This window comes from Microbulbifer sp. MLAF003 (assembly GCF_030012965.1).
GTDB classification, from domain to species: Bacteria; Pseudomonadota; Gammaproteobacteria; order Pseudomonadales; family Cellvibrionaceae; genus Microbulbifer; species Microbulbifer variabilis.
The window spans coordinates 3,406,140-3,428,759 of sequence record NZ_CP120232.1; the positions used below are offsets into that span (position 1 = coordinate 3,406,140).

At 53.1% G+C, this 22,620-nt stretch carries 28 protein-coding genes and 1 pseudogene; 11 read left to right on the plus strand and 18 right to left on the minus strand.

Annotated features, from left to right (window positions below):
- The first annotated feature begins 31 nt into the window (after positions 1-31).
- From P3339_RS16310 to P3339_RS16340, 7 genes are all read left to right on the plus strand, one after another.
- Positions 32-352: a DUF3301 domain-containing protein gene (locus tag P3339_RS16310; RefSeq protein WP_020411799.1), complete on the plus strand. Its 321-nt coding sequence runs from the start codon at positions 32-34 to the stop codon at positions 350-352.
- A gap of 14 nt (positions 353-366) precedes the next feature.
- The gene (locus P3339_RS16315; protein ID WP_282951201.1) at positions 367-606 is read left to right on the plus strand and encodes a DUF1653 domain-containing protein; all 240 of its coding nucleotides are present in this window, start codon (positions 367-369) and stop codon (positions 604-606) included.
- A 173-nt stretch (positions 607-779) separates the two neighbouring features.
- Positions 780-1,847, plus strand: coding sequence for a saccharopine dehydrogenase family protein (locus P3339_RS16320; protein ID WP_282951202.1), 1,068 nt, complete (start codon positions 780-782; stop codon positions 1,845-1,847).
- Positions 1,848-2,084: 237 nt separating this feature from the next.
- Complete coding sequence (locus P3339_RS16325; RefSeq protein WP_282951203.1) at positions 2,085-2,591, plus strand: phosphatase PAP2 family protein; 507 nt, start codon at positions 2,085-2,087, stop codon at positions 2,589-2,591.
- Positions 2,588-3,193: a glycosyltransferase family protein gene (locus P3339_RS16330; protein WP_282951204.1), complete on the plus strand. Its 606-nt coding sequence runs from the start codon at positions 2,588-2,590 to the stop codon at positions 3,191-3,193. Before P3339_RS16325 ends, P3339_RS16330 begins: the two co-directional genes overlap by 4 nt.
- Positions 3,136-3,660, plus strand: coding sequence for a glycosyltransferase family protein (locus P3339_RS16335; RefSeq protein ID WP_282953610.1), 525 nt, complete (start codon positions 3,136-3,138; stop codon positions 3,658-3,660). The genes P3339_RS16330 and P3339_RS16335 overlap by 58 nt, the downstream gene beginning before the upstream one ends.
- A gap of 169 nt (positions 3,661-3,829) precedes the next feature.
- Entirely contained in the window at positions 3,830-5,632 is a 1,803-nt protein-coding gene (locus P3339_RS16340) for an acyl-CoA dehydrogenase (protein ID WP_282951205.1), read from the plus strand.
- A gap of 32 nt (positions 5,633-5,664) precedes the next feature.
- On the opposite strand, the gene P3339_RS16345 is transcribed toward P3339_RS16340, so the two are convergent.
- The 13 genes and pseudogenes from P3339_RS16345 to P3339_RS23580 form a co-directional block, all read right to left on the minus strand.
- A complete protein-coding gene (locus P3339_RS16345) occupies positions 5,665-7,017 on the minus strand; it encodes an ATP-binding protein (RefSeq protein WP_020411793.1) in 1,353 nt (450 codons plus the stop codon).
- Positions 7,018-7,029: 12 nt separating this feature from the next.
- Positions 7,030-7,704, minus strand: a complete 675-nt coding sequence (locus P3339_RS16350; protein WP_020411792.1) for a response regulator transcription factor — start codon at positions 7,702-7,704, stop codon at positions 7,030-7,032.
- A 47-nt stretch (positions 7,705-7,751) separates the two neighbouring features.
- Positions 7,752-8,102, minus strand: coding sequence for a PepSY domain-containing protein (locus tag P3339_RS16355; RefSeq protein ID WP_282951206.1), 351 nt, complete (start codon positions 8,100-8,102; stop codon positions 7,752-7,754).
- Positions 8,103-8,134: 32 nt separating this feature from the next.
- Complete coding sequence (locus P3339_RS16360) at positions 8,135-8,704, minus strand: glycine zipper 2TM domain-containing protein (RefSeq protein ID WP_020411790.1); 570 nt, start codon at positions 8,702-8,704, stop codon at positions 8,135-8,137.
- Positions 8,705-8,793: 89 nt separating this feature from the next.
- The gene (locus tag P3339_RS16365) at positions 8,794-9,453 is read right to left on the minus strand and encodes a DUF3106 domain-containing protein (RefSeq protein ID WP_282951207.1); all 660 of its coding nucleotides are present in this window, start codon (positions 9,451-9,453) and stop codon (positions 8,794-8,796) included.
- Positions 9,446-9,700 carry a hypothetical protein gene (locus P3339_RS16370; protein WP_282951208.1) on the minus strand — a complete coding sequence of 85 codons (255 nt, stop codon included), beginning with the start codon at positions 9,698-9,700 and terminating at the stop codon, positions 9,446-9,448. The genes P3339_RS16365 and P3339_RS16370 overlap by 8 nt, the downstream gene beginning before the upstream one ends.
- Positions 9,684-10,052, minus strand: a complete 369-nt coding sequence (locus P3339_RS16375) for a hypothetical protein (RefSeq protein ID WP_282951209.1) — start codon at positions 10,050-10,052, stop codon at positions 9,684-9,686. Before P3339_RS16375 ends, P3339_RS16370 begins: the two co-directional genes overlap by 17 nt.
- Complete coding sequence (locus tag P3339_RS16380; protein WP_282951210.1) at positions 10,049-10,366, minus strand: sigma factor-like helix-turn-helix DNA-binding protein; 318 nt, start codon at positions 10,364-10,366, stop codon at positions 10,049-10,051. Before P3339_RS16380 ends, P3339_RS16375 begins: the two co-directional genes overlap by 4 nt.
- The gene (locus P3339_RS16385; protein ID WP_282951211.1) at positions 10,348-10,575 is read right to left on the minus strand and encodes a hypothetical protein; all 228 of its coding nucleotides are present in this window, start codon (positions 10,573-10,575) and stop codon (positions 10,348-10,350) included. The genes P3339_RS16380 and P3339_RS16385 overlap by 19 nt, the downstream gene beginning before the upstream one ends.
- A 102-nt stretch (positions 10,576-10,677) precedes the next feature.
- Positions 10,678-11,133 carry a hypothetical protein gene (locus P3339_RS16390; protein ID WP_282951212.1) on the minus strand — a complete coding sequence of 152 codons (456 nt, stop codon included), beginning with the start codon at positions 11,131-11,133 and terminating at the stop codon, positions 10,678-10,680.
- 159 nt (positions 11,134-11,292) lie between these two features.
- Entirely contained in the window at positions 11,293-12,657 is a 1,365-nt protein-coding gene (locus P3339_RS16395) for an L-cystine transporter (RefSeq protein WP_020411784.1), read from the minus strand.
- A 122-nt stretch (positions 12,658-12,779) separates the two neighbouring features.
- Positions 12,780-13,241, minus strand: coding sequence for a TlpA family protein disulfide reductase (locus P3339_RS16400; RefSeq protein WP_026304913.1), 462 nt, complete (start codon positions 13,239-13,241; stop codon positions 12,780-12,782).
- Positions 13,156-14,551, minus strand: a pseudogene (locus P3339_RS23580) (YihY family inner membrane protein). Before P3339_RS23580 ends, P3339_RS16400 begins: the two are co-directional and overlap by 86 nt.
- A 126-nt stretch (positions 14,552-14,677) precedes the next feature.
- On the opposite strand from P3339_RS23580, the gene arsC reads away from it, so the two are divergent.
- The 4 genes from arsC to sppA all read left to right on the plus strand — a co-directional run bounded on the left by arsC (position 14,678) and on the right by sppA (position 17,943).
- The gene (gene arsC, locus P3339_RS16415) at positions 14,678-15,022 is read left to right on the plus strand and encodes an arsenate reductase (glutaredoxin) (RefSeq protein WP_020411781.1); all 345 of its coding nucleotides are present in this window, start codon (positions 14,678-14,680) and stop codon (positions 15,020-15,022) included.
- Entirely contained in the window at positions 15,022-15,633 is a 612-nt protein-coding gene (wrbA, locus tag P3339_RS16420; RefSeq protein WP_020411780.1) for an NAD(P)H:quinone oxidoreductase, read from the plus strand. The genes arsC and wrbA overlap by 1 nt, the downstream gene beginning before the upstream one ends.
- Positions 15,634-15,762: 129 nt before the next feature.
- Entirely contained in the window at positions 15,763-15,990 is a 228-nt protein-coding gene (locus P3339_RS16425; protein ID WP_282951215.1) for a DUF2069 domain-containing protein, read from the plus strand.
- 84 nt (positions 15,991-16,074) lie between these two features.
- A complete protein-coding gene (gene sppA / locus P3339_RS16430) occupies positions 16,075-17,943 on the plus strand; it encodes a signal peptide peptidase SppA (protein ID WP_020411778.1) in 1,869 nt (622 codons plus the stop codon).
- 37 nt (positions 17,944-17,980) lie between these two features.
- On the opposite strand, the gene P3339_RS16435 is transcribed toward sppA, so the two are convergent.
- The 5 genes from P3339_RS16435 to P3339_RS16455 all read right to left on the minus strand — a co-directional run bounded on the left by P3339_RS16435 (position 17,981) and on the right by P3339_RS16455 (position 22,618).
- Positions 17,981-18,274: a DUF3175 domain-containing protein gene (locus tag P3339_RS16435; protein WP_020411777.1), complete on the minus strand. Its 294-nt coding sequence runs from the start codon at positions 18,272-18,274 to the stop codon at positions 17,981-17,983.
- 92 nt (positions 18,275-18,366) lie between these two features.
- Entirely contained in the window at positions 18,367-19,608 is a 1,242-nt protein-coding gene (locus tag P3339_RS16440) for an MFS transporter (RefSeq protein WP_245556651.1), read from the minus strand.
- Positions 19,609-19,611: 3 nt separating this feature from the next.
- On the minus strand, positions 19,612-20,541 hold the full coding sequence (locus P3339_RS16445) for a DUF4129 domain-containing transglutaminase family protein (protein ID WP_282951216.1): 930 nt from the start codon (positions 20,539-20,541) through the stop codon (positions 19,612-19,614).
- Positions 20,481-21,632, minus strand: a complete 1,152-nt coding sequence (locus tag P3339_RS16450) for a TgpA N-terminal domain-containing protein (RefSeq protein ID WP_282951217.1) — start codon at positions 21,630-21,632, stop codon at positions 20,481-20,483. Before P3339_RS16450 ends, P3339_RS16445 begins: the two co-directional genes overlap by 61 nt.
- Positions 21,632-22,618: a DUF58 domain-containing protein gene (locus P3339_RS16455; protein WP_282951218.1), complete on the minus strand. Its 987-nt coding sequence runs from the start codon at positions 22,616-22,618 to the stop codon at positions 21,632-21,634. Before P3339_RS16455 ends, P3339_RS16450 begins: the two co-directional genes overlap by 1 nt.
- Positions 22,619-22,620 lie beyond the last annotated feature (2 nt).

Genomic DNA, 22,620 nt, shown 5'->3' on the forward strand with positions numbered 1-22,620 from the left:
TGCGCAAAGCGATCATAGCAACTGTAGAGCAATGTATTACTCACTAACTGATATCTTCTGGTTCCTGCTTCTGGCAACCATTGTCTGGTATATCTGGGCGAATATGGCAGCCAAGGAGCAAGTCAAACGCGCAGCATCCAACCACTGCAAGCAGCTGGGTGTCCAGTTACTCGACGATACCGTTATGCTGGTAAAAACCCGCCTCAAGCGCAACAAACATGGCCATATCAGCCTGCAGCGCAGCTATGAATTTGAATTCACTTCCACTGGGGAGCACCGTTACTCTGGCATCGCCATTCTGCATGGCAGCCGAATTGAGCAACTGCAACTGTCTCCCCACCATATGAGTTAACAGGTAATTCCAAAATGAAGCGCGGCCTCTATCGCCACCACAAAGGAAACCTTTACGGGGCCCTATATGTCGCCACTCACAGTAAAACTGAGGAGAAACTGGTTACTTACCGCGCTCTATATGGAGACTACGGTGTGTGGGCAAAACCACTGTCAATCTTCACAGAAACCCTGGAAAAAGACGGTAAAATCATACCTCGATTCGCACTGGAGAAGCCTTTCGAATTGGTTGAGAGTCAACGGGCGGGCGCATAATCTGCAACCGCTATTTGAAGGGCGGAACAATTTCGCGAATTGCACCAGGGAGCTCGCTCAATATACCCTCAAGTCACCCGGGCCTAAGCCCAAAACCCAAAATAACAAACTATTTCGCTGGGGTGCCAGTTAATTGGGTAATAACCAGCTACGCCACATAATAAGGACACTCGGTGGACAATAAAAACATCATGATCTATGGCGCTAATGGTTATACAGGCGAACTAATCGCCAGAGCAGCCGTAGCACAGGGTTATCACCCTATCCTGGCCGGACGCAACCCCCAGAAGCTCCAGTCCGTCGCAGACCAGCTCAACCTGCCTGCAATAGCAGTTAGCCTTGAAGCCACTGAAACCCTGGAGCGCAGCCTGCAGGATGTATATCTGGTAATTCACTGTGCCGGTCCATTTTCATCAACCGCAGAGCCGATGATGCGGGCATGTATTCGCTCAAAAACCCACTACCAGGATATTACCGGCGAAATCGCGGTATATGAGGCAGCCCATAGCCTAGGAGCTGAGGCTGAGGCCGCCGGAGTAGTGCTTTGCCCGGGCACAGGATTTGATGTAGTCCCCACCGACTGCCTGGCGGCGGCACTACACAAAAAGATGCCCTCTGCCACGCACCTGGCATTGGGGTTCGACTCTGATTCAGGTTTGAGCCCCGGCACTGCGAAAACCTCAATCGAGAGTCTAGGCGTTGGTGGTGCCATACGCCGCAAGGGGAAGATTGAGACAGTCGGCCATGGCCAGCTGACACGAGAGATAGACTTTGGCCGCGGCAGTAAGTTTGCAGTTTCCATTCCATGGGGAGATGTCGCAACCGCCTTTTACTCCACCGGTATTCCAAATATAGAGGCATATATTCCCATGAGCCCCAAAAGGGCGAAGAAATTGAAGCGCCTGAATAGTATCCGCTGGCTGTTGGGCACCCAATGGGTGCAGAATTGGCTGAAATCCAAGGTCGATAAATCAGTGCGCGGACCCAATGAGGAACGCCGCAAGGAACAGAAGACCTGGGTCTGGGGTGAGGTGCGCAACGACCGCCGTGGAGAGCGAAAAGTGGGGCGTGTCATCACCGCCAATGGATACGATGTTACAGTATCCGGTTCACTGGCAGTTATGGAGTTTCTCCTCACTTACTCGGGAAGAGGCGGCTATTTCACGCCATCAATGCTATGTGGGCCAGAGCTAGTGGAAAACCTACCTGGTTCCAGTAATATAGAAATCAAAATTTCTTAACCAAAAACCTCTCTTCAGGCGGGTAATTCTTTTACCCGCAGGGAAAACCTGTCTTTTTACGCTTTTAAGCGTTCATTTATTCTAGTTTTTTAGCACAAGGGAAAGTCCCACCAGATTTAAAGAGCCCGCCGCCAAGTCATCAGATTCTCCAATTTTTGAGATTTCACTATTGCGACATAATTCGGTCAACTCCGTGCAATAATCAATTCCTATGTTGGCTGCATGCGAGACTTATCCATGAATCTGAAGAGTGTCGATGTGTCCCTGGTCCTGTATATGATGGAAAGGGCATCACAACCCAGTTCGCGCAGGCGTTACCTGTGGATGTCAAAATCCGGTGATGGCTGGCTATCCGTAACCGTACTCATCAGCCACATTATTTATAATGCAGCCACACAGCTTTTTATTGCAGCCCTAACCGGCGTTGCAGTCGAAAGATCTCTGTATTGGGCCATCAAGAATACAGCCCGACGCAGGCGCCCCCCACAAGCCATACCCGGCATGCGTCCCATCATCATCGCACACGATAAATTCAGCCTGCCCTCAGGTCATACTTCCGCTGCTTTCATGCTTATTACTTTTTTAACGCTTGAGTTCAGTCCTCTGTGGGGCTTTGGTTATATCTGGGCCATGGGCGTCGGCGTAGCGCGGGTCGGCCTGGGCGTGCATTTTCCCTCAGATATTTGTGCTGGAGCCCTGCTCGGTACCTGTGTTGCAATAACCACGAGCGTAACTTTCTCATGAAGATACTTTATGGTGTGCAAGCTACAGGTAATGGCCATATTGCCCGCTCACGCACATTGGCAAAGGCGCTGCAAAAATACCCCGAGCTGGAAATCCAATGGCTATTTTCCGGTAGACCAAAAGAAAATTTATTTGGCATGGAAATTTTTGGAGATTATTGGTGGCGGAGAGGTTTAACATTTATACATCGAGAAGGGAAATTAAAAACCTTTGAGACAATCCAAAAGCTCGGTTTCTTCCAATTTAAAAAAGAAGTTTCAGAATTACCAATCGATGAGTTCGATTTAATTATTAGTGATTATGAGCCTGTAACTGCCTGGGCAGCTAAAATTCGAAAGAAAGCTAGCGTGGGGATCGGCCACCAGTATGCATTTCTCTACCCGATCCCTGCCCCCAGATTTAATTGGCTCGCCCATAACATATTGCGGATCTTCGCACCGACACAAAAAGCCTGGGTTTACATTGGCATCATTTTGGACACCCCATACTTCCACCAATTGTTCCACCACAAAAAGGACCCGATCAGGATGCGGGAAGCCATATCCTGGTATATCTACCTTTTGAGCATCCCGTCCCGATGCTGGAGGAACTTTCAAAAGTAGATGACCAGTTTATCGTATACGGTATACCTGAGAACCTGCCTGCTGCTGAGAATATCTGTCTCAAAGCGCCTTCCACCACTGGATTCCAGCGGGACCTGGCAAATTCCAGGGCAGTTATCTGCAATAGCGGCTTCGAGCTGCTGGCCGAGACACTGGCTCTGGGCAAGCCAATTCTCAGCCGCCCACTGGCCTCCCAATTCGAACAGCTGGCCAATGCCAAGGCACTTAATCAGTTAGGGCTGGCAAAAATTGTTCAGTGTATTAACGCTCAAAGTATCATTAACTGGCTTAACAACCTACCGCCACCACTACGTATCCAGTGGCCTAATGTGGCGGAGGCAATTGCCAGATGGATTGCTGCTGGTTGCAAACAACCACCGGCTGAAATGGCCGATGCCCTGTGGCGTAAAGTGGTACCGAGACCCACTGAAAGCCGAGACTACACTTACCAAAACACCTCTAAATAGCACGACCATATCCTCTCACTATATCGCCAAGTGCAATCACACAATAAGTCATTGTCCAGTGCCAATACTGCGCGTTTACTTATATGCTGATATGGCGGTAGGGTAGCTTGACTAATCTATCGCCGTACCTAAGCAACGATGATTTATAAAAATAATTGACGAGGCAGGTATGGCTCATCCACTGCTCAAAGAGCGTGATACAGATTTTTTCCTCTATGAATTCCTCAACACTGAAGCGCTGCTGCAAAGACCGCGCTATAGGGAACACTCCCGCGAGATTTTCGACGCTACCCTCAAAACCGCTCGTACTATTGCAGAAAAATATTTCGCCAATCACAACGCTAAGGGGGATGCCAATGAGCCGAGCTTTGATGGAGAACAGGTACACCTGATCGAGGAAACCAAGCAGTCCTGGGATGCTTTTGCAGAGGCTGGGTTTCTCGCCGCACATTGCGACTTCGAAGAGGGCGGTTTGCAGCTTCCCGAAATCATAATGCGCACCTCCCTCGCCTTTATCAGCGCAGCCAATATTGCCAGTGCCAGTTACCCATTCCTGACAATCGGTGCTGCCAACCTGATACGTTCTTTTGCCAGCAATGAACTCAAAGCTCAATTTCTTCCGCAGATGATGGATGGCCGCTTTGCCGGCACCATGGCGCTAACAGAACCGGATCAGGGCTCCGCCCTGGCTGATATCCGCACCAGTGCAGAACTATCGGAAGATGGTAGTTACCGTATTCACGGACAGAAAATGTTTATTTCAGGGGGCGACCAGTCCCTAACCGAAAATATCGTGCACTTGGTATTGGCGAAGATCAAAGGTGCTCCGGCGGGAGTGAAGGGAATCTCCCTCTTCCTAGTGCCCAAATTCCTCCTCAATCAAAATGGTCAGGCCGGCGAACGCAACGATGTAAAACTGGCTGGGCTGCTGCACAAGATGGGCTACCGCAATACCACCTCTACTGTGCTGAGCTTTGGAGAAAATGAGGGGGCAGTGGGCTACCTGATTGGTCAACCGCACCAAGGCCTAAAATATATGTTCCAAATGATGAACGAAGCCCGCATCAGTGTTGGTGCCGGAGCTTCGGTTTTGGGCTATCAAGGCTATGCCTATTCTCTCCAATACGCCAGAGAGCGCCCACAGGGCCGGCTTCCCTCCGATCGCAACCCCAGTTCCAAACAGATTCCCATTATCCAGCACGCCGATGTGCGTCGTATGCTCTTATTGCAGAAAGCCTATTCCGAAGGTGGTCTGGGACTGAGTATTTATGCAACTTCCCTGTATGAGGATCAGCATACAGCACCTACAGAGGAAAAACGCCAGGCAGCGGCCACCCTGCTGGACTTGATTACCCCAGTGGTAAAATCCTGGCCCTCAAAATATTGCTTGAAAGCCAACGAACTGGCGATCCAGGTTCTCGGTGGTGCCGGTTACATCCGCGAATTCCCCCTGGAGCAGCTATATCGGGACAACCGCCTGAATGCTATTCACGAGGGTACTGAGGGAATCCACGCACTGGACCTGCTTGCACGAAAAGTGCCCGCCAAAAACCTTGCCGCCTATCAGCTAATGCAGGCAGAAATCCGCAACACAGTAATGCAAGCGCGAGATAAAGATAACCTGGGGTCCATGGCAAACGCCCTGGAGGAGTCACTGGAAAAACTCGATGAAACCGGAATGGCTCTATTCGGGCAACTGCAGGAAAACGTAGACCGCGGCCTCAGTAACGCAACTTTATATCTTGATGTGTTTGGCTGTGTACTGGTCGCCTGGATTTGGTTGCGCCAAGCCATTATTGCAGAGAAAGCACTGGAAAATAATCCCAGTCTGGAGGATGAAAACTTCTATCGCGGCAAGATACACACTGCTCAATTTTACTTTGAGTGGGAACTACCAAATATTAAGCAATCTATGGCTCTACTTAAAAGCGGTAACAGTATTCCATTTGATATGCAGGATAGCTGGTTCTAAACAATAAACAGTCCCTGGGCGCAATACGGAATTTACAGCACCACTGTAATTTCCGTACCTCCACCGGATAAGGGCGTTGCATTAATGCGCCCTTGGTAACTCTCGACAATATCCATAACCACAGCAAGCCCAATCCCCTGCCCCGGCTGCTGCTGATCGGCTCTCACCCCACGCTGGGTGACTTCCTGCCATTTTTTACTATCAAGGCCAGGGCCGTTATCTGCCACACGAATTGTCAACTTGCGTCCATCATCGGCATTCTTAATATTAACTTTTACTTCACCCTCACCATATTTATAGGCGTTATCCAATAGATTACCTAGCAACTCCATCAGGTCCCCTTCGTCCCCGTAAAATAAGGCTCGCTCACTGCACTGGCTGTGCACCTGGCTGGGTTTACTTCGATAAACTTTTTCCAGGGCATCCAGGATTTTTTCCAGCAGGGGCGCAACTGGGATACCACGCAGGATAGATTTGGGGGAGCTGGCTACTGCCCGCTGTAGCTGGTAACTAATAATGCTGTCCATGCGCTGAACCTGATCCACCAGAGTCTTTCCTGCAGCCTTACTGTCACTTTCCAGGCTTAACCCCTTGAGTACGGCCAAGGGCGTTTTTAGACTGTGGGCCAGATCGGCCAGTGTATGGCGAGTCTTTTCCCGCTGGCGCCGCTCATTTTCAATCAACAAATTGAGGTTATCGGTGAGAGGACGCAGTTCCCGTGGGAAATTACCTTCGAGTCGGTCACTGCCACCTTGCTGCATATCCCGCAGTGCATCTGCCAGTGCATTTAGTGGTGCAAAACCCCAGCGCAAAACCAACCACTGTGCCAAGATCAACAAAAGCGCACCCACACCAAGCCAGTGCCACATAGTGGAACGAAACTGCCCCACCTGCGCTCTGAGAGGCCCTGCATCTTCCAAAACAACGAAAGTAAAGGGATTTTCATTCTCAAGTCCCCAGGCCACACCCTGGCGAAAACTGCTGTAGTTTGTATCATCCCCGGGCAGGGAAATCTGCATATAGGACTGCTGCCCTTGTGGCAGTGAATTGAATTGCAGATCCGGCATAGCCAATGCCGACTCAGAGCGCCAGATAATCTCTCCCTCGCCATCCAGGACTGCGCCAACCAGGCCGGAGTCCGGCTGATTAAAACGCTGCTCAGGTAATTCCGGCGGCAACACCAAACCTTCCCCTTCAGGTTCAGCCAGTGCTAATAGAGTGTAGATATACAGCTGTAATTCCCGCTGCTTGGCCTCGTCAAGAGAGGTGCGATAAGCGTGTTCGAGCACACCAGAAATAAGCAAGACAAACCCGACAAGCACCAGGCTGGTAACCAGGGCAAGCCGGCCTTTGAGGGAATTCAACCAAAATGAGAAAAAACGCATTCAGAATGGCAGTTACTGGGGCGCAACAAAGCGGTAGCCACGCCCACGCAGGGTTTCGATGGGCTTGAGTTGCGCTGCTGTATCAAACTTCTTGCGCAGGCGTCCTATAAAGACCTCAATGACATTGCTGTCTCGATCACAATCCTGTTCATAAATATGTTCAGTGAGGGTAGTTTTGGAAACCACTTCATCCGGGTGCAACATCAAGTACTCAAGCACCTTGTATTCGAAAGAAGTCAACTCCAGCTCCGTTTCATTCACAGTGACCCTTTGTGAACTGGTATCCAGCATTATGGGGCCAGCTTTGATGCTGGGGGAGGAGAAACCTGCGGAACGTCGCACCAACGCATTGAGACGCGCCAATAGTTCCTCGGTATGAAAAGGTTTTACCAGGTAGTCATCACCACCGGCTTCAAGCCCGGCCACACGCTCCTGCCAATGGCCGCGAGCCGTTAGAATCAGGATGGGAAAGTGTTTCTCCTCACCGCGCAGGGTACGGATCACCTGAATACCATCCATTTTGGGCAATCCCAGGTCCATCACCGCGATATCGTAGGGGAATTCACGACCCAGATAGAGGGCTTCCTCTCCATCCGGGGCTTCATCCACCGTATACCCGGCACCACGCAGGGACTCCGCCAGCTGCTGTCTCAGTAAAGCTTCATCTTCGACCAATAAAGCACGCATTTTCTATCCCTTTACACTGCGGATCTATTTTGTGGGGGTGCGGCCAGCTAACGGGAGATGCGACCGCTTTTCTTGTCCACATAGACCACATAAACCTGACTCTTATCCGACAATCCCTTCACGCGGTATACCGCCTGTCCCTGCCTGCGGGTCTCAGAGATTGACAATATTTTGCCGCCATAACGCTGCTTCACGATGGAGGCGGCCTGTTTACGAGAAATCTCCCCAGCCTGCGCTCGTCGGTATTCGTACCTGAAAGCCTCTTTTTCGTATGACGGTAAACCGTGCAGTGAGGCGGCACAAAGCCCGGGTAACAGTGCGAAGACAAGGAGAAAAGGCCGTATTAAAGCGCGGCATAGTTTCACGGTGTGGCTCCTGTGGATATCCAAATTTTCCACCTTAAACTCTCTTCGGCCGCGCTATCGCCGGCTCAAGGTGCCGGTGAAACTGCGACGCGAACCCGGATTCTATCTCCAGGATGATAATCTGTACGAGTCAGATAAACCTGACCATTATACCGATAGCGCACATCGTATCCGACTAATTCCCTACGTAAGCTGAATTCGTCCACAACACGACAACGGGATTCAGTGGTGTAGTATGTCTGGGCATTGGCACGACTGATCTGGCTTCCCACCAGGGCACCAACTACAGCGCCAGCTACAGTGGCACCGCCACGGTGACCACCGTGGTGATAGCGGCCGCGATGGCCGTGCCCACCGAGGCTGTTGCCCACTGCAGCACCAATCAAACCGCCTACGAGGGTACCCGCCGGAGATGCAGGTTCGCGGTACATCACTTGCTCATCGCGGCACTGGGTGCGAGGAGTGTGAACCTCTACATCGGTATAAACGGGTGTAACTTCCGTAACCCGAGCGAAATCGTAACTATCGGCGCCATAGGGATCTGCATAACCAGCCGGTCCCGCCTTGGCGGTAGCACTTAAGCCAACCAAAGCGGCCACGGCTGCGCCTGCGATAAACTGCTTCAAAGGTTGCACAATCAGTCTCCCGTTATTTATCAACGGGTAGCAGATTAATCGAATCGATCTGAATAGACGCTGAATTACACAATAGCAGGCACAAAGCGTCAGAAATCCCCCGACCTCTCTCGCCCCTGGCGACGTTCCCCTCCTTCTCTCTGTTCGCGCCGCATCTGTCTCTCTGGTCTCTCTGAACGCTCACGGCGATTATCTCTCTCACGCTGCTGTTTGCGTTCGCGCCGCTCACTCCGGTTGCTGTGCTCTTGCTGACCATTTCGCTCACGTCGTTCACTGCGACCACTTTGCCCTCCTGAGTCATTAAGCTCCCGGCCTCTGGCTTGGCGCTGACCACTTTTGTCTTTATTCCAGCGCTCCCTCAACTGGCGGCGCTGCTCCGGGGGCATCTGCCGGAATTTCTTGCGCGCCTCACGGATTTGCTGGCGCTTCTCCTCTGGCATATCCATAAAGCGGCGGTAGGAATCTCGAAGACGGTTGCGACGATCCTCGGGTAACGCCTGCCAGCTCTCGAACTTTTCACGCGCCTGGCTACGCTGCTGGGAGCTCATTGTATGCCAGCGCTTGGCGCCTCGCAGCAATTGAGCTCTCTGGGTTTCACTCATTTGGGGCCAGCGGTCTTGATATCCCCTCAATAACTGACGATCACCCTCATTGAGGGTCTGCCACTCCTGAGCCAGCGAGATATTTCCCCAGAGACATAACAGCAGACCACACAGCTGAACGAGGTAGAAGATGCCCCAGTTATTCATCCCACTGATCCTCACGGGTATACCCACCCTCGTCGTAATGGCGCTGCCTACGCACCTCATTTTGCGGACTTTCAGGCCATAATTCTGACTCCTCAGGCACGAGTACATCTCCCCGCTCATCCACCCACTCGCCGAGAAACAACAGAAAATCCTCCTCGAGGGGCTCCATCTCCGCAGCTTTTACCGCCACCCCATACAACAAGAGGACAACAAAAAGAAACTTACCCTCCTTAAGAGGAGTGCCCATCCAGCTCCTCCGCCAGCCACTGATAAAATTCCATATCCTCGATCATTTCTACATCCACTTCTTCATACAGCAGCCAGTCTCCTGCAATAAACGGCTCTATTTTACCCGGGGAATTATCAGTGCCCGACCAGAGCAGTGCTACCACCAGCACTGTGCAGGCACCACTGAGCCATAGCCAGTGATACCCCGATATACTCCTGGTCTTTGACTGCTTCAGGGCGTCCGCCCTGGCACGCCTCAACCTTGAAAGGGTTTCCCCATCAATTTCCTCTTCCCGGCGAGTGACCGCCACTCGAGCAGCTTTCACTAACCGCCGCTCCTGTTCCAGAACAGATTTATCCGACTGTATCATTGGAACTCCTCCAAGTGGCTGCGCAGGCTATGCATAGCGCGGGATAAGTGGGTTTTGACACTGCCCTGGCTACAAGACATTGCGCGAGCGGTTTCTGCCACATTAAATCCTTCAACACAGCGCAACAGGAATGCCTGCTGTTGTCGCAATGGCAGCTGGCTTACTGCACCATCAATAGCCAGCAATAAGCGTTCGCCGATCAATGCGCTATCTGGTGTCGGTCCCCAGATATCAACCCATTCCGTGGCAAATGCATCATCATCGTCATCACCACTGATAGGAAGCTTTTCCCGGATTAATTGCCAGCGGGACAACTTCCTATTGTGTCGGTGCCAGTCAGTAATGCGGTTGTTAAGAATGGTAAAAAAAGCGGGCGCCACTCGGCCCTTTCACGGCCACTGTAATTCTTGACCAGTGCCAACATGGAGTCTTGAACAATATCTAACGCATCATCACGGTTACCTACAGCAAAATTTGCCATAGTAAAAGCCCGCTTTTCCACCTGAGCGAGGAACTGATTCATAAATGCCGGCTGAGGTCCTTGTGCACAGAAATACTTTCCACGGTCTCTTTACGAAACCAGTCCCGTCACGATTTTTTTAAGACGATTTTTTACCGGGCTTCATCAGTCGTTTTTGTTCTTTTTATGTTTCTTATATTTTGCTCGTTGATCCATACGGCGATCGATTCGCTCACCCTTATTATCTAAGCGGCTATTGATTTTTTCGCCTTTCGTATCGAGGCTCTCATTGATCCTTTCACCTTTATGATCCAGGCGGTTGTCAATACGATCCCCTTTGCGGTCTAGCCTCTCAGCCAACTTTTCATTGCCATTGGAAGCTGCTCGCTCTGCACGCTGATCGAGGCGGTCATTAATTCGGTCGCCCTTGTTATCAAGACGCTCCTCTATACGATCCCCCTTGTTGTCCAGCTTGCTTTCAATACGATCACCTTTATGATCCAGGCGCTCCTCCACATGATCGCCGTGATCATGGGATCGGATACTATCCTCGTGGGCAAATAGAGAGGTTGGCAGGGCCAGGCTGGCGACCAGAAGGGGAAGTCCCATCAGTTGTTTCATAAGTTGCTCCAGCTCCGTGATCAAAAATAAACAAATTTTCCAAACACTGACTAGAACGGCCTCTGCACTAAATGGTTGACAGTCAACCCTGATTTTTCTGGTAATTCACCCTCAATAAAGACTGTTTAAGACAAATGCCAGTAGTCACTGGCATTTTACTCACCCTTCTACCACTTCAGCTCCGGGTACTTCATCACCCAGCCAGCGCTGTGTCAGGGTTCCAGCCGTCATAGCACCGTTAACGTTCAGTGCGGTACGCGCCATATCGATCAGTGGTTCCACGGAAATCAACAATGCGGCAATTGTTACGGGCAGCCCCATGGCTGGAAGTACCACCAGCGCGGCAAAAGTAGCACCGCCACCCACGCCAGCAATCCCAAATGAACTGATAACCACTACCGCAATCAGGGTACCCAACCAAAGCGGGTCCCACACATCAATTCCCATGGGTACCGCCACCATAGTGGCAAGCATCGCAGGATAAATACCGGCGCAACCATTCTGCCCAATAGTAGCCCCAAACGATGCGGAAAAATTGGCAATCGCGGGAGAGTTACGCAACTGTTCCACCTGTGTTTCCACGTTGAGCGGTATTGTTGCAGCACTGGAGCGGGAGCTGAAAGCAAATATCAACACCGGCCATACTTTGGCGAAATAGTGCAGTGGGTTCACTCCATTTATAAATAACAGTGCCCCATGAACTAGGAACATCAGACCAATCGCACAAAAAGAGGCCACCACAAACCCAAACAGATTGGCGATATCAGCCCAACTGGACTTTGCAATCAATCCTGCAACCAGTGCCATTACACCGTATGGAGTGAAAGCCATCACCAGGCGCACAAGCTTCATCACCCACACTTGGGCAATGTGAACAAAGCGCTCAATTGCCGCGCCCTCTTCCGGGAACTCTCGACGCACAGCCAGGGCCGCAAGCCCCAATAGCACAGCAAAAATAACCACTGAAATCACAGAGGTGGAGCGGGCACCGGTCAAATCCTGAAATATATTACGCGGAATAAAGGTGCTGATAATTTCCGGTATGGAGAGATCACTCACCCTGCCGATTCTCTCATTGAGTACTTCAACCCGTGCTGCCTCTCGGGAACCCTCAACCAGCCCAGCGGCGGAGAGGCCAAAGAGCTCTGCCATGGCTACGCCGATTAAGGCTGCTATCGCTGTTGTGCCTAGCAATACCCCCAAAACGGAAACGCTGATTCTGCCAAGCGCCTGTGTATGACTAACTTTCACTACCGCAACAAGGATAGAAGTAAGTACAAGCGGCATAACCAGCATGTACAGCAGGTTTACGTAACTTTTACCCAGCATCTGGATCCAGGGCAATACTTCTACGGGGGCGGCACCCCAGCCACGAGATAATTGCAACAGAGCACCAAAAACTACACCGAGTAGCAGGCCGGCAAAAACTGCGGGGGCCAGAGACTTCCGGCCTCTATGCCAGCGATGTAAAGCAAAGAGCAAGGCAACAAAGAAAAACAGCAGAGCAAAGGAGCTGATATGCATGATCTGAAAATCCCACAGCGGGCAAACTGGAAAGTGGCGGCATGCTATCAGCGTTACGCCAACGCCCTATAGTTGCTTTAGTTATATTTTTATACAGTTATTTGTAGGTTCCGCGATTTATATTATTGCAGTGCCGCTTTAAAGTCCTCAGCAGACTGCGGACCCACCAGGGTTTCCTTCCAACTGCCATCGGTACCGATAACCAGGGTTGTAGGCAGAACGTCAGGCCTAGGCTGACCCCAGCGGCCCTCTGGTTCAGTAGATAATAAGGGAAATTCTATTCCCAGTTTTTGCGCCTGCTCGCTGACAACGGAATCTGGCAGATTATCAAAATTAACTCCCACCACAACTATATTGCTATTGGCCTGCGCCAGCTGGTTGAGCACAGGCACCTCCTCTCGACAGGGTGCACACCATTCCGCCCAGTAGTTGACCAGAACTATTTTGCCCTCAGTCTCAATAAGCGCACCACTGCTGCTCTTTAAATTAACCCCACTATCACAGCCGCTTATTCCGCTTGCCAAGCACAGAAAGGCCAGCCCCAGGACTCCCTTCACGTTTTTTAGATTTACTACCTGAAACATCCTTCTCTCCCTCGCGGCCATTGCTATCACGTTCATTATTATTCTCGATGGTATCTGCAGGGGCGCTACCGTGCCTGGCCCAAGACTCCTCATCTTTCTGCCGGGCCGCCCAAAACAGGGCGCCGATCGTAATACTGAGCTGCTCCCTGGCGGAATCCCGCGCATTGGCAAAACGGTGCTCTATATCTGCGTACCAGCGGAAACCCTCCAGATCACGGGGGATACTACTGGGTATCCAGTGCGGACTCAGCCAGCCAGCCAGCTCCATTAGCGAAACGGAATTCAAGTCCCGCAACAGGACATAATCATTCCTTTCGGTCTGGGTTATCACCCGGTGCCCCTGAAGTACATTGCGCAGGCGACGCCACTGCCCAAACTTGATCCCCATTAAAGAAATATCTTGCTCACGCAAAGGTTTACCATGGCGACCGCCCTTATAAAGTTGCCATAGCACAATCAGGGTTGCCACCAAATCCGAATGCTGCCGCCCCTGGGTTGCCGCCTGGTAAACCGACAAGGTGCGCACCAGTACGCAACCAGCCAGTACCAGCATCCAGGTCAAGTAAATCCATAACAGGAATAACGGCACAAATGCAAAGGCCCCATAGATAGCCTGAACCGAGCTTCGCGCAACAATTAACCCAAACAAGTACTTCATTATTTCGAAGGCGATCGAGGTAATTACACCACCTTCAATACCATGGCGCAGAGGCACATAACAGTTGGGGACGGCAATAAACAGAAGAGTAAAAATAATGCTGGTGAAAATAAAAGGCAGTACCCTCAATACCACCGCCATCATGCCAAAACCATCCTCCCCCCATAAACAGTTTTTGAGAGAGAAGATAGGTACTGGCGGCGAGGCCGGCACCCAATAAAATAGGGCCCAGGCTAAGAATGGCCCAATACAGCAGAAAACTGGAGACCCCGCTGCGCCCGCGGGAAACATCCCAAATGGAGTTGAAAGTACCTTCGATACTTCTCAGGGTCAGTCCAGCGGTAATAATCAACATGGCGATGCCCACCCCTGTCAGGCGCTGGGCCTGAGCGGAGAAGCTGTTGATATATTCCTGCACCTCTCGACCACTTTGTGGCACAAAGTGGGAAAAAACCTGTTCCTGAAACTTGCTCTCCAAACCGGCAAAATCTGGAAACAGGGATAGCATCGCGTAGCTGACCGTTACCAAAGGCACTATGCCAAACAGGGTCATATAGGTGAGTGCCGCAGCACTCTTCTGGCAGTCTTTTTCACTAAACAGCGACCACAGCGAAGTGGCAAAGCGCCGCCATTGAATCACCGTATCCTTCATGGTGGTTTCCGTTTTCCATCTTGCAATGTGCGGTTATCAGCAGAAGCAGGCAATGCCAGCCCGCACTTAGAACTCCGCAACGTTATTCGGTTAGAATACGCCAAACACTAACAGGATGCCGACCCAATGTGGACGATTTACCACAACCCCCGCTGCTCAAAATCCCGTCAAACGCTGCAACTGTTGCAGGAAAATGGCGTGGAGCCAGAAGTGGTTCTCTATTTGGAAACGCCGCCCAGCGCAGAAAACCTAAAAGAGATCCTTATCAAACTCGGCATTAGTGCACGGGACCTGCTACGTACAGGTGAAGAGCCCTACAAGCAACTCAACCTGAAAGATCGCGACCTGAGTGAAGCCCAACTGATCGACGCCATGGCACAGAACCCAATTCTGATTCAGCGGCCAATTGTTGTAAAAGGTGACAAAGCCGCTATCGGCCGCCCACCAGAAAATGTGCTGGAGCTGCTTTAATGGCCTCGGATTCAGAACCCTATGTGCTGATTCTCTACTACAGCCGCACCGGTGCCACCGAACGCATGGCCAAAGAACTGGCTCGCGGAGTTGAATCCAGCGGGGTGGCTGCGCGCCTCCGCACAGTGCCCAGTGTTTCCCCCGATACAGAAGCCAGCCAACCACCAGTGCCTAGTGAGGGAGCCCCTTACTGCTCCCTGGAAGACCTACGCAACTGCTCCGGGCTGCTGATGGGCAGCCCTACCCGCTTCGGCAATATGGCTTCACCTCTGCGCTATTTCCTCGACCAGACTGGTGACATCTGGCTGGAGGGCAGCCTGACCGGAAAACCTGCGGGGGTATTCACCGCAACAGGTAGCCTCCATGGCGGCCAGGAGACCACCCTAACTTCCATGATGCTGCCACTTCTGCACCACGGCATGCTGATCACCGGCATCCCATATTCCGAGGCCGCACTGATGCGTACCCAAACCGGTGGAACCCCCTATGGTGCATCTCACTGGGCCAAAGGGCGTAGTAGCGTGCTCAGTGATGATGAGATCACCTTGTGCAAGGCATTGGGTGCCCGAGTCGGCCAACTGTCCCAAACATTAGAAGCCGCAGCCAAATAGGGGGTAGCGCGTGAATGATACGGTAAAGCGCAAACTTCATATTGCGCTGCGAATTAACTGGTTTTGCTATATCGGCCTGCTAGCGCTTATTGCCGTGCGAAACCTGTTTTTAGAGGGGGCTCCATCCTGTTGTGGACCATACAGACCGTGCCACTGCTGTTAGTGCTGCCGGGCTTAATCAAACAGCGTTACCGCAGCTACCTATGGCTCTGCTTTATCCTGCTCCTTTACATCACAACCAGCATTGTCGATGTAATGATGCCTACACGCGGCTGGCAGGATGGCGTAATGGCGGCCCTGAGCCTTATCCTATTCTTCTCTGCAATGATGAGCAGTCGCTGGCATCGCATGCAGTAACCCCGCGGCGGTCGTACCGCCATTGGTTCCAGACACAAATGCGTGGGTTACCCTGGTCCCCGACGCGCTAAGGAGTTTTGAGGTTTGACTGATTTACACCAGCAAAAAGGATTTGTCCGTAGTTTTTTTGGTGCTATCGGTGGCGCCATTACCTGGTTGCGACGAGTATTTACCAACTTGGTATTTCTCCTGATATTGCTGTTTCTCGGTATTGCTATTTTTGGGAAAGACGATCAGTTGGTGGTACCTCAGGGTGCGGCTCTGCGTGTCGCACCCAGTGGCTTCCTTGTGGATGAACTCACCCAACCCGCTACGCTGCCAATTTTCCTCAGCGGCAACCGGGGCCCGGCAGAAGTGCGTGTCAAAGATCTAGTAGACGCCATCGATAATGCCGCCAAGGATAAGCGAATCTCCTCGCTGGTGCTTGAACTGGACCATATGGTAGGGGGCAGCCTTAGCAAGTTAGATGAAATCGGTGCCGCACTACAGAGATTTAAAGCCGCCGATAAACCCATCTACGCAGTGGGGGATAACTACACCCAATCCCAGTATTTCCTCGCCAGCCATGCCGACACGGTCTACCTGAACCCAATGGGTTCAGTGATGCTCACTGGCTTTGGTGTCTACCGCAATTACTACAAGAGTGCACTGGAAAAACTCAAGGTAAACTTCCATGTATTTCGTGTGGGGGATTACAAAGACTTTATCGAGCCCTATACCCGGGATGATATGTCCCCAGCCTCCCGTGAAAATAACCAGCGCTGGCTGAATGAACTCTGGAGTGAATATAGTGAGCAGGTAACAGGTCTGCGTAACCTGCCTGCGGAAAGTCTCGATATCTTCATCAGTGAGCTGCCGGAAAAGTTGCAACAGAACGAGGGTAGCTGGGCTGATGCCGCACTTGCCAACAAACTGGTGGACCAGCTAGCGAGCCGTATTGAGGCCCTGAAAGCGCTGAAGCAAGAAATAGGCGAAGACGAAAACAAAGACCGCGATTACAAATACATCGACGCCCTCACCTACCTGCGAAGCCGTAAAATTTCCGAGACTGCAAAGCCAATCAAGGAATCCAACAAGATTGGCCTCATCACTGCGAGCGGCGCCATTATTGACGGCCAGGCTCCTGCGGGGCGTATTGGCAGCGAGAGCCTCGGTAAGTTGATCGCCCAGGCTCGTGAAAAGAAAGTGGAAGCCCTGGTTCTGCGCATCGACAGCGGCGGCGGCTCCGCCTTTGCTTCCGAAGCCATTCGCCAGGAACTGCTGGCCACCCGCGAAGCCGATATACCTGTCGTTATATCCATGGGGAGCCTGGCCGCGTCAGGGGGCTACTGGATTGCCACTGGTGGTGATCGTATCTGGGCCTCCCCGGCCACTCTCACCGGCTCTATTGGAGTATTTGGCGCCTTCCCAACATTCGAGGATTCTCTCGAGCACATCGGCGTCTACACCGATGGAGTTGGCACCTCAGACCTGGCTGGCAGCATGCGCCTGGATCGCGCCCTGCCACCGGCAGCCGCCAGCATCCTGCAACAGGGCGTCGATAATACCTATGCCCGCTTCCTGCGTATTGTTGCCGAGGCTCGTGGCAGCACCCCCAAAGAGGTACACAAGATTGCGCAGGGGCAAGTATGGACTGGCCGCGCGGCCAAGAAACTGGGACTGGTGGACGATCTCGGCAATCTCAGCGATGCCATCGCCGACGCCGCGCAGCTTGCTGAAATCGAAGAATACGACGTAATAGAGATTCAGCGTGAACTGAGCCCCGGTGAGAAGTTCTTGCGCGCGCTGAGCGATAATGTGGACGCGCAAATCGCCGCAAGCCTTGAGGCCAACCTGCCCTTAGGCGCCTGGTTAAATAGCGTACAGCCGGTGCTGGCGCCAATCGCCGAACTGCAGAGCTACCGCGACCCACGCGCCCTCTACGTGCGTTGCCTGCCCTGCCAGGCGCCCTAAAAGCTTTCATAGCCTGATGCCATTCTCCGCCGCCGGTTCAATGCCGGCGCGGACGCCCATACAGATCGCGCAATTCATCTTTAGCCGCCTCCAGAATACGCCGCCTTTTGGCCGGCAGGCGATGCCCTGCACGATTGATAAAGAACGTCAGCATCGACATTGCGGAGCGATAGGGATCAGCCTTGCGCCGCTTACTGGACTCGGCAGCGGCCTTTAGTGAACAGGCAATAGCCTTAGGGTTATCAAGGCTAAATAGTCCTTCAGGCAGATCCAGGGCACGACTGCTTCGCGTCACCTGCTCAGACCAGTTGACTGTTTTGGCAGGACCCAAATTTCACCTCCCACCCTCAAAATCTACACTTGCTGATTATGCCAACTATATGGTGACCAAATCGCGCCCCAAAGGCAGCGCCAGGCGATGCATTAAACTTCCGGGTCACTGACCCTTAACTGGCGTAAAGCACCACTCAATGCCACCATTCCAAAGGCGACAAGGCTTAAGATACCGGCCCACATGAGCGTCGAGAACGGGGCCGCATATTCGCTCAGAACTCCCGCCGCCAGAGCACCCAGGGCAGCCGAGCCAAATAGAGCAAACTGGTAAATTGAGATAATCCGGCTGCGGTACTCCGCCGGAGCCAACAGTTGCACAATACTGCGCCCCAAACCGGCAGAGGCGGCCGCAACTGCTCCCCAGCACAGGCAAAGCAAGATCAGCCCCAGCTGGGTGGGGCCAAGGCTAATGGCGATCAACAGAGCCGCACTATAGAGCAGGCACATAAGAATCCCCCGCCCCGGTTCAGGCCCCTGTCCCCGGCGCAACATGGTTACAGTGGCGATCACCGTTCCCGCTACAAAAGCCAGTTGCAGGGTCGCGTAGTATCCGGCACCGCGGCCATACCCCTCCGCCAGCAGTGGCAATACCACCAGAAATACACCGATATGCACGAAGCCATTGAACGCCATCAGCGCAGTCAACTCGCGTAAGACCGGATGCCGCCAAGCCTGGGAGAGGCCATCAAGAATCAGAGTGTGAGGGCGCTTCTCTATCTCCGTCACGCGGGTTTCACCGTCGCGCAGGGACAGCAGGGAGAGTGCTGCCAGTAATAGCACCCCTACCTGAACAACTAATAAGGGCTGTAAACCCCACTGATCAAATCGGCTCGCCAGCAACATACCTGCCGCCTGTCCACCATATTGGGCCAACATCATCCAGGTAACGGTTTTCTGAACGCGGCTTTCTGATGCCCTGCCCTGCTCATTGCGCGCGCTACGCTGTACCAAGTTATCCCGTGAAGGCTGCAGGAACGCGCTGCAAATACCCAGGCAAACGCCATAGATCATCAATACTGGCAGTGTGACCACGTTTAACGAGTAGTAGAGCAACAGCCCACCGTGGCACAGGGCAAGCCCCAGGCAGGCCAGTGTGGCCACCAGTGCCGGATCGCGTCGGTCAGCCAGGGCGCCACCAAACAACAGGAATATCAGGTTGGGAAGCAATACCGACGCTTGCACCCAGCCCAACTGCAGTGCTGGCAAATCCACAATAGTCAGTGCTATCCAAGGCAGTAAAATGACCTGCAACCCAGTTGCCAGCGATGTTCCGCTGTAACCCAGTAGAAACTTCTGCAACCGGGCCGGCATTTTGCGTGAGAGGTTAGTCAAGTTTCAGCTCCCCACCAGTTCCCGCTTGTGGGCAGGACTGACAGCTGACGCTAATCGCCAACGCAGCAGCTGACGCAGCTCACTCAAAGCCGCACTCTCACCGGCATAAGCCGCTCGCTCAAAAGCATCGGTAACCCGTTGTGCCAGGGTTGCCAAACGCGGCTTTTGCGCGGCGATACGCTCCGCATAATCCTGCGGCGTCTCTCCGGCATCGCGTTTTACCCCTGCGCGCGCCATGCGACGACAAAACTTGCGGTATAGCCGCTCCGCCGGTGGCAACTTGCGTCTGCGACCGCTGTACCAGATCCACGCCAATACGCCCAGCAATGCCAGTACAGTTGGTAAAGCAAACAACAGCGCCATTCGCAGTGGCGACACATCACCCAGCAAACGCTGCAAAGTATCGCGCTGCCTTTCACTATCGAAGCTCACTACCGTCTGGTACCAACGGTAGTTGATCATGTCCCATTGCAGTCGAAGTTTTACCAGTACATCAATACGGTGCAGGGGCAGCAGCGAGTCCTGCATAAACTCCTCTCCAGCTGCACTCTCCAGTCCATCGCGCACCCGCTCAGGCGCTACTGCCGCAGTGGGGTCCACCCGCTGCCAGCCACGCCCATCCAGCCAGATCTCCGCCCACGCATGGGCATCGTACTCTCGAACCAACAGATATTGCTCACCCCTTACCCACTCACCACCCTGATAACCGGCGACAACCCGTGCAGGTACACCTGCAGCGCGCATTGCGAACACATAACTGCCAGCAAAATGCTCACAAAAGCCCTGTTTACTGCCAAACAGGAATTCATCAACACTATCAACACCCAGAGCCGGGGGCCTCAATGTATAAGTAAATTCGCGGTTGTAACGAGCTAACAGCTGCGTGGAAATTTCCTCTGCACCCAACCCCTGCGACGCAAGTTCTCCACCCACTTACGGGTGCGCTCGTTACCCTCTACAGGCAACTGCAAATTGCGACGGCGTTCGGCGGTGCTAAGAGGGGCCTGCACACTATCGGTATCCCTCGGCCAGGAGCGCACTTCATAGGCAAAGCGACTGTAAACAGGAGTCCGTTTAACCAGCCGGTCATCCTCGGTCTCCCCCACTTCGGTGCTATCGGAAACCGGGCGCGCCAGGGCAAACAACCACGGGGTCCGGCTTGCCTCCTGAATCACTTGATAACGGTAACGTGGCCCCACCTGAGGCAGCGGCCGCTCACCACTCCTCCAGTAAACGCGCCCACCATTGCGCGGATCGACACCAAAGCCCTGACGCCAGGTGCGCCCATCAAACTCGGAATACACCAAACCGCGCCAATAGCGCTGCTCTGGCGGCGGTATGGGTCCATCGAATGAGATCCGCAGTGCCGGCTTATCGGATTTCGATAGGCGGGTAAAGTCGCCCGGAGCCATGGAATCGCTGACCCCAGTGCGCCCGGCAGATGTGTCCTGGGGTACTGACCACAAGGGCCCCAGACGCGGCATCACCACAAACAGCAGCAGCATTAGCGGCGTAGCCTGGGCCAGCAGTCGCAGGGAAAGCCCCAGGGCCCGACGCGGGCGAGCACTAAAGCTACCCATTTGAGCAGCTAGGGCTGCAGTGATCACAACAACACTGAGCAAACCGTAAAGAGCGTAGGGAATAGTCTGCTCTCGCACAAAAAGAGTGGCGGCGACGAAATAAGCCAATAACAGGCTGACAAAGGCGTCACGGCGGCTCACCAGCTCCAGGTTTTTCAGGGTGAATGACACGGTCAGCAGTGCAACCATCGGCTCCAGCGCAAACCAGCGCCGGTAGGACATAGCCAACCCGGCTATTATCAGAAAAATCACCAGAAGCTTCAGAGTACGGCCAGGCAGGTCTCGACGACCTCGAAAAACTTCTAGGCGCCAATAGACAGCGAAGGCCCAAGCAAAGGGCACCCAAAGCGGCAGCTGGGTAAACTGGGGTAAAAGAGCAACAAACTGTGCAGCGAAGATCCACAGTAAGCTCTCGCGGGGCAGCAAATCCTGGGTGGTGGCCATTAACTACCCCACTTCGGAAACAGGGCCAGAGCCTGCAGCACTTCCCGCTGGTGGCTCGGCCCCAGGGAAGGCTCGATAGCGACACCGGGCAAGCGCAGCCCATAAGCAATGCCTTGTTTCTCTGCTTGCAGGCACCAGTAACACAAGTTGCTCAAACGGGTTTCCACATCGCGCCCATCGAGCAGTGCCCAATCGAGCCAGAGGCGCACATCAGTGCGGCACTCATAATCCTTGCTGTAAAGATCACGCCCCGCGGCATATTGTTTCCAGGCCACGTGCCGCAGGGAATCGCCGGGCTGATAAGCTTTAAGGGCACTGAAATCATCACCCCCATGGCGCACCTCGCCGAAATCTCCCTCTGTTTGTACGCCCCCAAAAGGAAGAGGACCAGCAGATATCGGTCGGGGGTATACCAGGAACTCCACATCTAGGTCGATACGACTCCAACAGCGAAATAAACCGAGGGGGAAGCGGCTTTCAATTCGCAGACGCGGGGCCTGTACACGGCCGCGCTCCACCACAGGCATGGAAATGCGAATATCCTCGCTAGCCTGCGCACAAAGATCCAAGTAAGCACCTTCTTCGGGAGGCCAGCACAGTCGTATCCACTCCCTTTCGCGCTTATCCTCACGGCTTATATTGATTTGCGCTTCAGCAAAGTCGCCAGCAAAAGCCGGGCTTGTGCCAAGCAACTGCAGGCGCAAGCCAGTCAAGTTGGCGAAGGTATGCACTGGCAAAACTACAAATACACTGACAAGCAGGAAAGTCAGGGCAAATACCAGGTTATTTTCGTAATTAGTACCCAGTAACCACAGCAGCATAATCACCAGAAGAAACCCTAGCCCCGCACGGGTGGGCAAGATAAAAAGACGACTGTGATTGAGGGTGATACTGCGGGAGCGCGGCGCACGGCGACTGAGCCAGCGCTGCATGGCGCCACGCAAGGGGTCTGTAAGAAAACGAGCCGGGCTGCGTAAAACACTCATTC

Bases quoted from the DNA above. Each gene is read 5' to 3' on its own strand.
- P3339_RS16310 (WP_020411799.1), top strand. From the start codon at position 32: ATGTATTACTCACTAACTGATATCTTCTGGTTCCTGCTTCTGGCAACC.
- P3339_RS16315 (WP_282951201.1), top strand. From the start codon at position 367: ATGAAGCGCGGCCTCTATCGCCACCACAAAGGAAACCTTTACGGGGCC.
- P3339_RS16325 (WP_282951203.1), top strand. From the start codon at position 2,085: ATGAATCTGAAGAGTGTCGATGTGTCCCTGGTCCTGTATATGATGGAA.
- P3339_RS16330 (WP_282951204.1), top strand. From the start codon at position 2,588: ATGAAGATACTTTATGGTGTGCAAGCTACAGGTAATGGCCATATTGCC.
- P3339_RS16340 (WP_282951205.1), top strand. From the start codon at position 3,830: ATGGCTCATCCACTGCTCAAAGAGCGTGATACAGATTTTTTCCTCTAT.
- P3339_RS16345 (WP_020411793.1), bottom strand. From the start codon at position 7,017: ATGCGTTTTTTCTCATTTTGGTTGAATTCCCTCAAAGGCCGGCTTGCC.
- P3339_RS16350 (WP_020411792.1), bottom strand. From the start codon at position 7,704: ATGCGTGCTTTATTGGTCGAAGATGAAGCTTTACTGAGACAGCAGCTG.
- P3339_RS16365 (WP_282951207.1), bottom strand. From the start codon at position 9,453: ATGAATAACTGGGGCATCTTCTACCTCGTTCAGCTGTGTGGTCTGCTG.
- P3339_RS16370 (WP_282951208.1), bottom strand. From the start codon at position 9,700: ATGGGCACTCCTCTTAAGGAGGGTAAGTTTCTTTTTGTTGTCCTCTTG.
- P3339_RS16375 (WP_282951209.1), bottom strand. From the start codon at position 10,052: ATGATACAGTCGGATAAATCTGTTCTGGAACAGGAGCGGCGGTTAGTG.
- P3339_RS16385 (WP_282951211.1), bottom strand. From the start codon at position 10,575: ATGAATCAGTTCCTCGCTCAGGTGGAAAAGCGGGCTTTTACTATGGCA.
- P3339_RS16390 (WP_282951212.1), bottom strand. From the start codon at position 11,133: ATGAAACAACTGATGGGACTTCCCCTTCTGGTCGCCAGCCTGGCCCTG.
- P3339_RS16395 (WP_020411784.1), bottom strand. From the start codon at position 12,657: ATGCATATCAGCTCCTTTGCTCTGCTGTTTTTCTTTGTTGCCTTGCTC.
- P3339_RS16400 (WP_026304913.1), bottom strand. From the start codon at position 13,241: ATGTTTCAGGTAGTAAATCTAAAAAACGTGAAGGGAGTCCTGGGGCTG.
- arsC (WP_020411781.1), top strand. From the start codon at position 14,678: ATGTGGACGATTTACCACAACCCCCGCTGCTCAAAATCCCGTCAAACG.
- wrbA (WP_020411780.1), top strand. From the start codon at position 15,022: ATGGCCTCGGATTCAGAACCCTATGTGCTGATTCTCTACTACAGCCGC.
- P3339_RS16450 (WP_282951217.1), bottom strand. From the start codon at position 21,632: ATGGCCACCACCCAGGATTTGCTGCCCCGCGAGAGCTTACTGTGGATC.
- P3339_RS16455 (WP_282951218.1), bottom strand. From the start codon at position 22,618: ATGAGTGTTTTACGCAGCCCGGCTCGTTTTCTTACAGACCCCTTGCGT.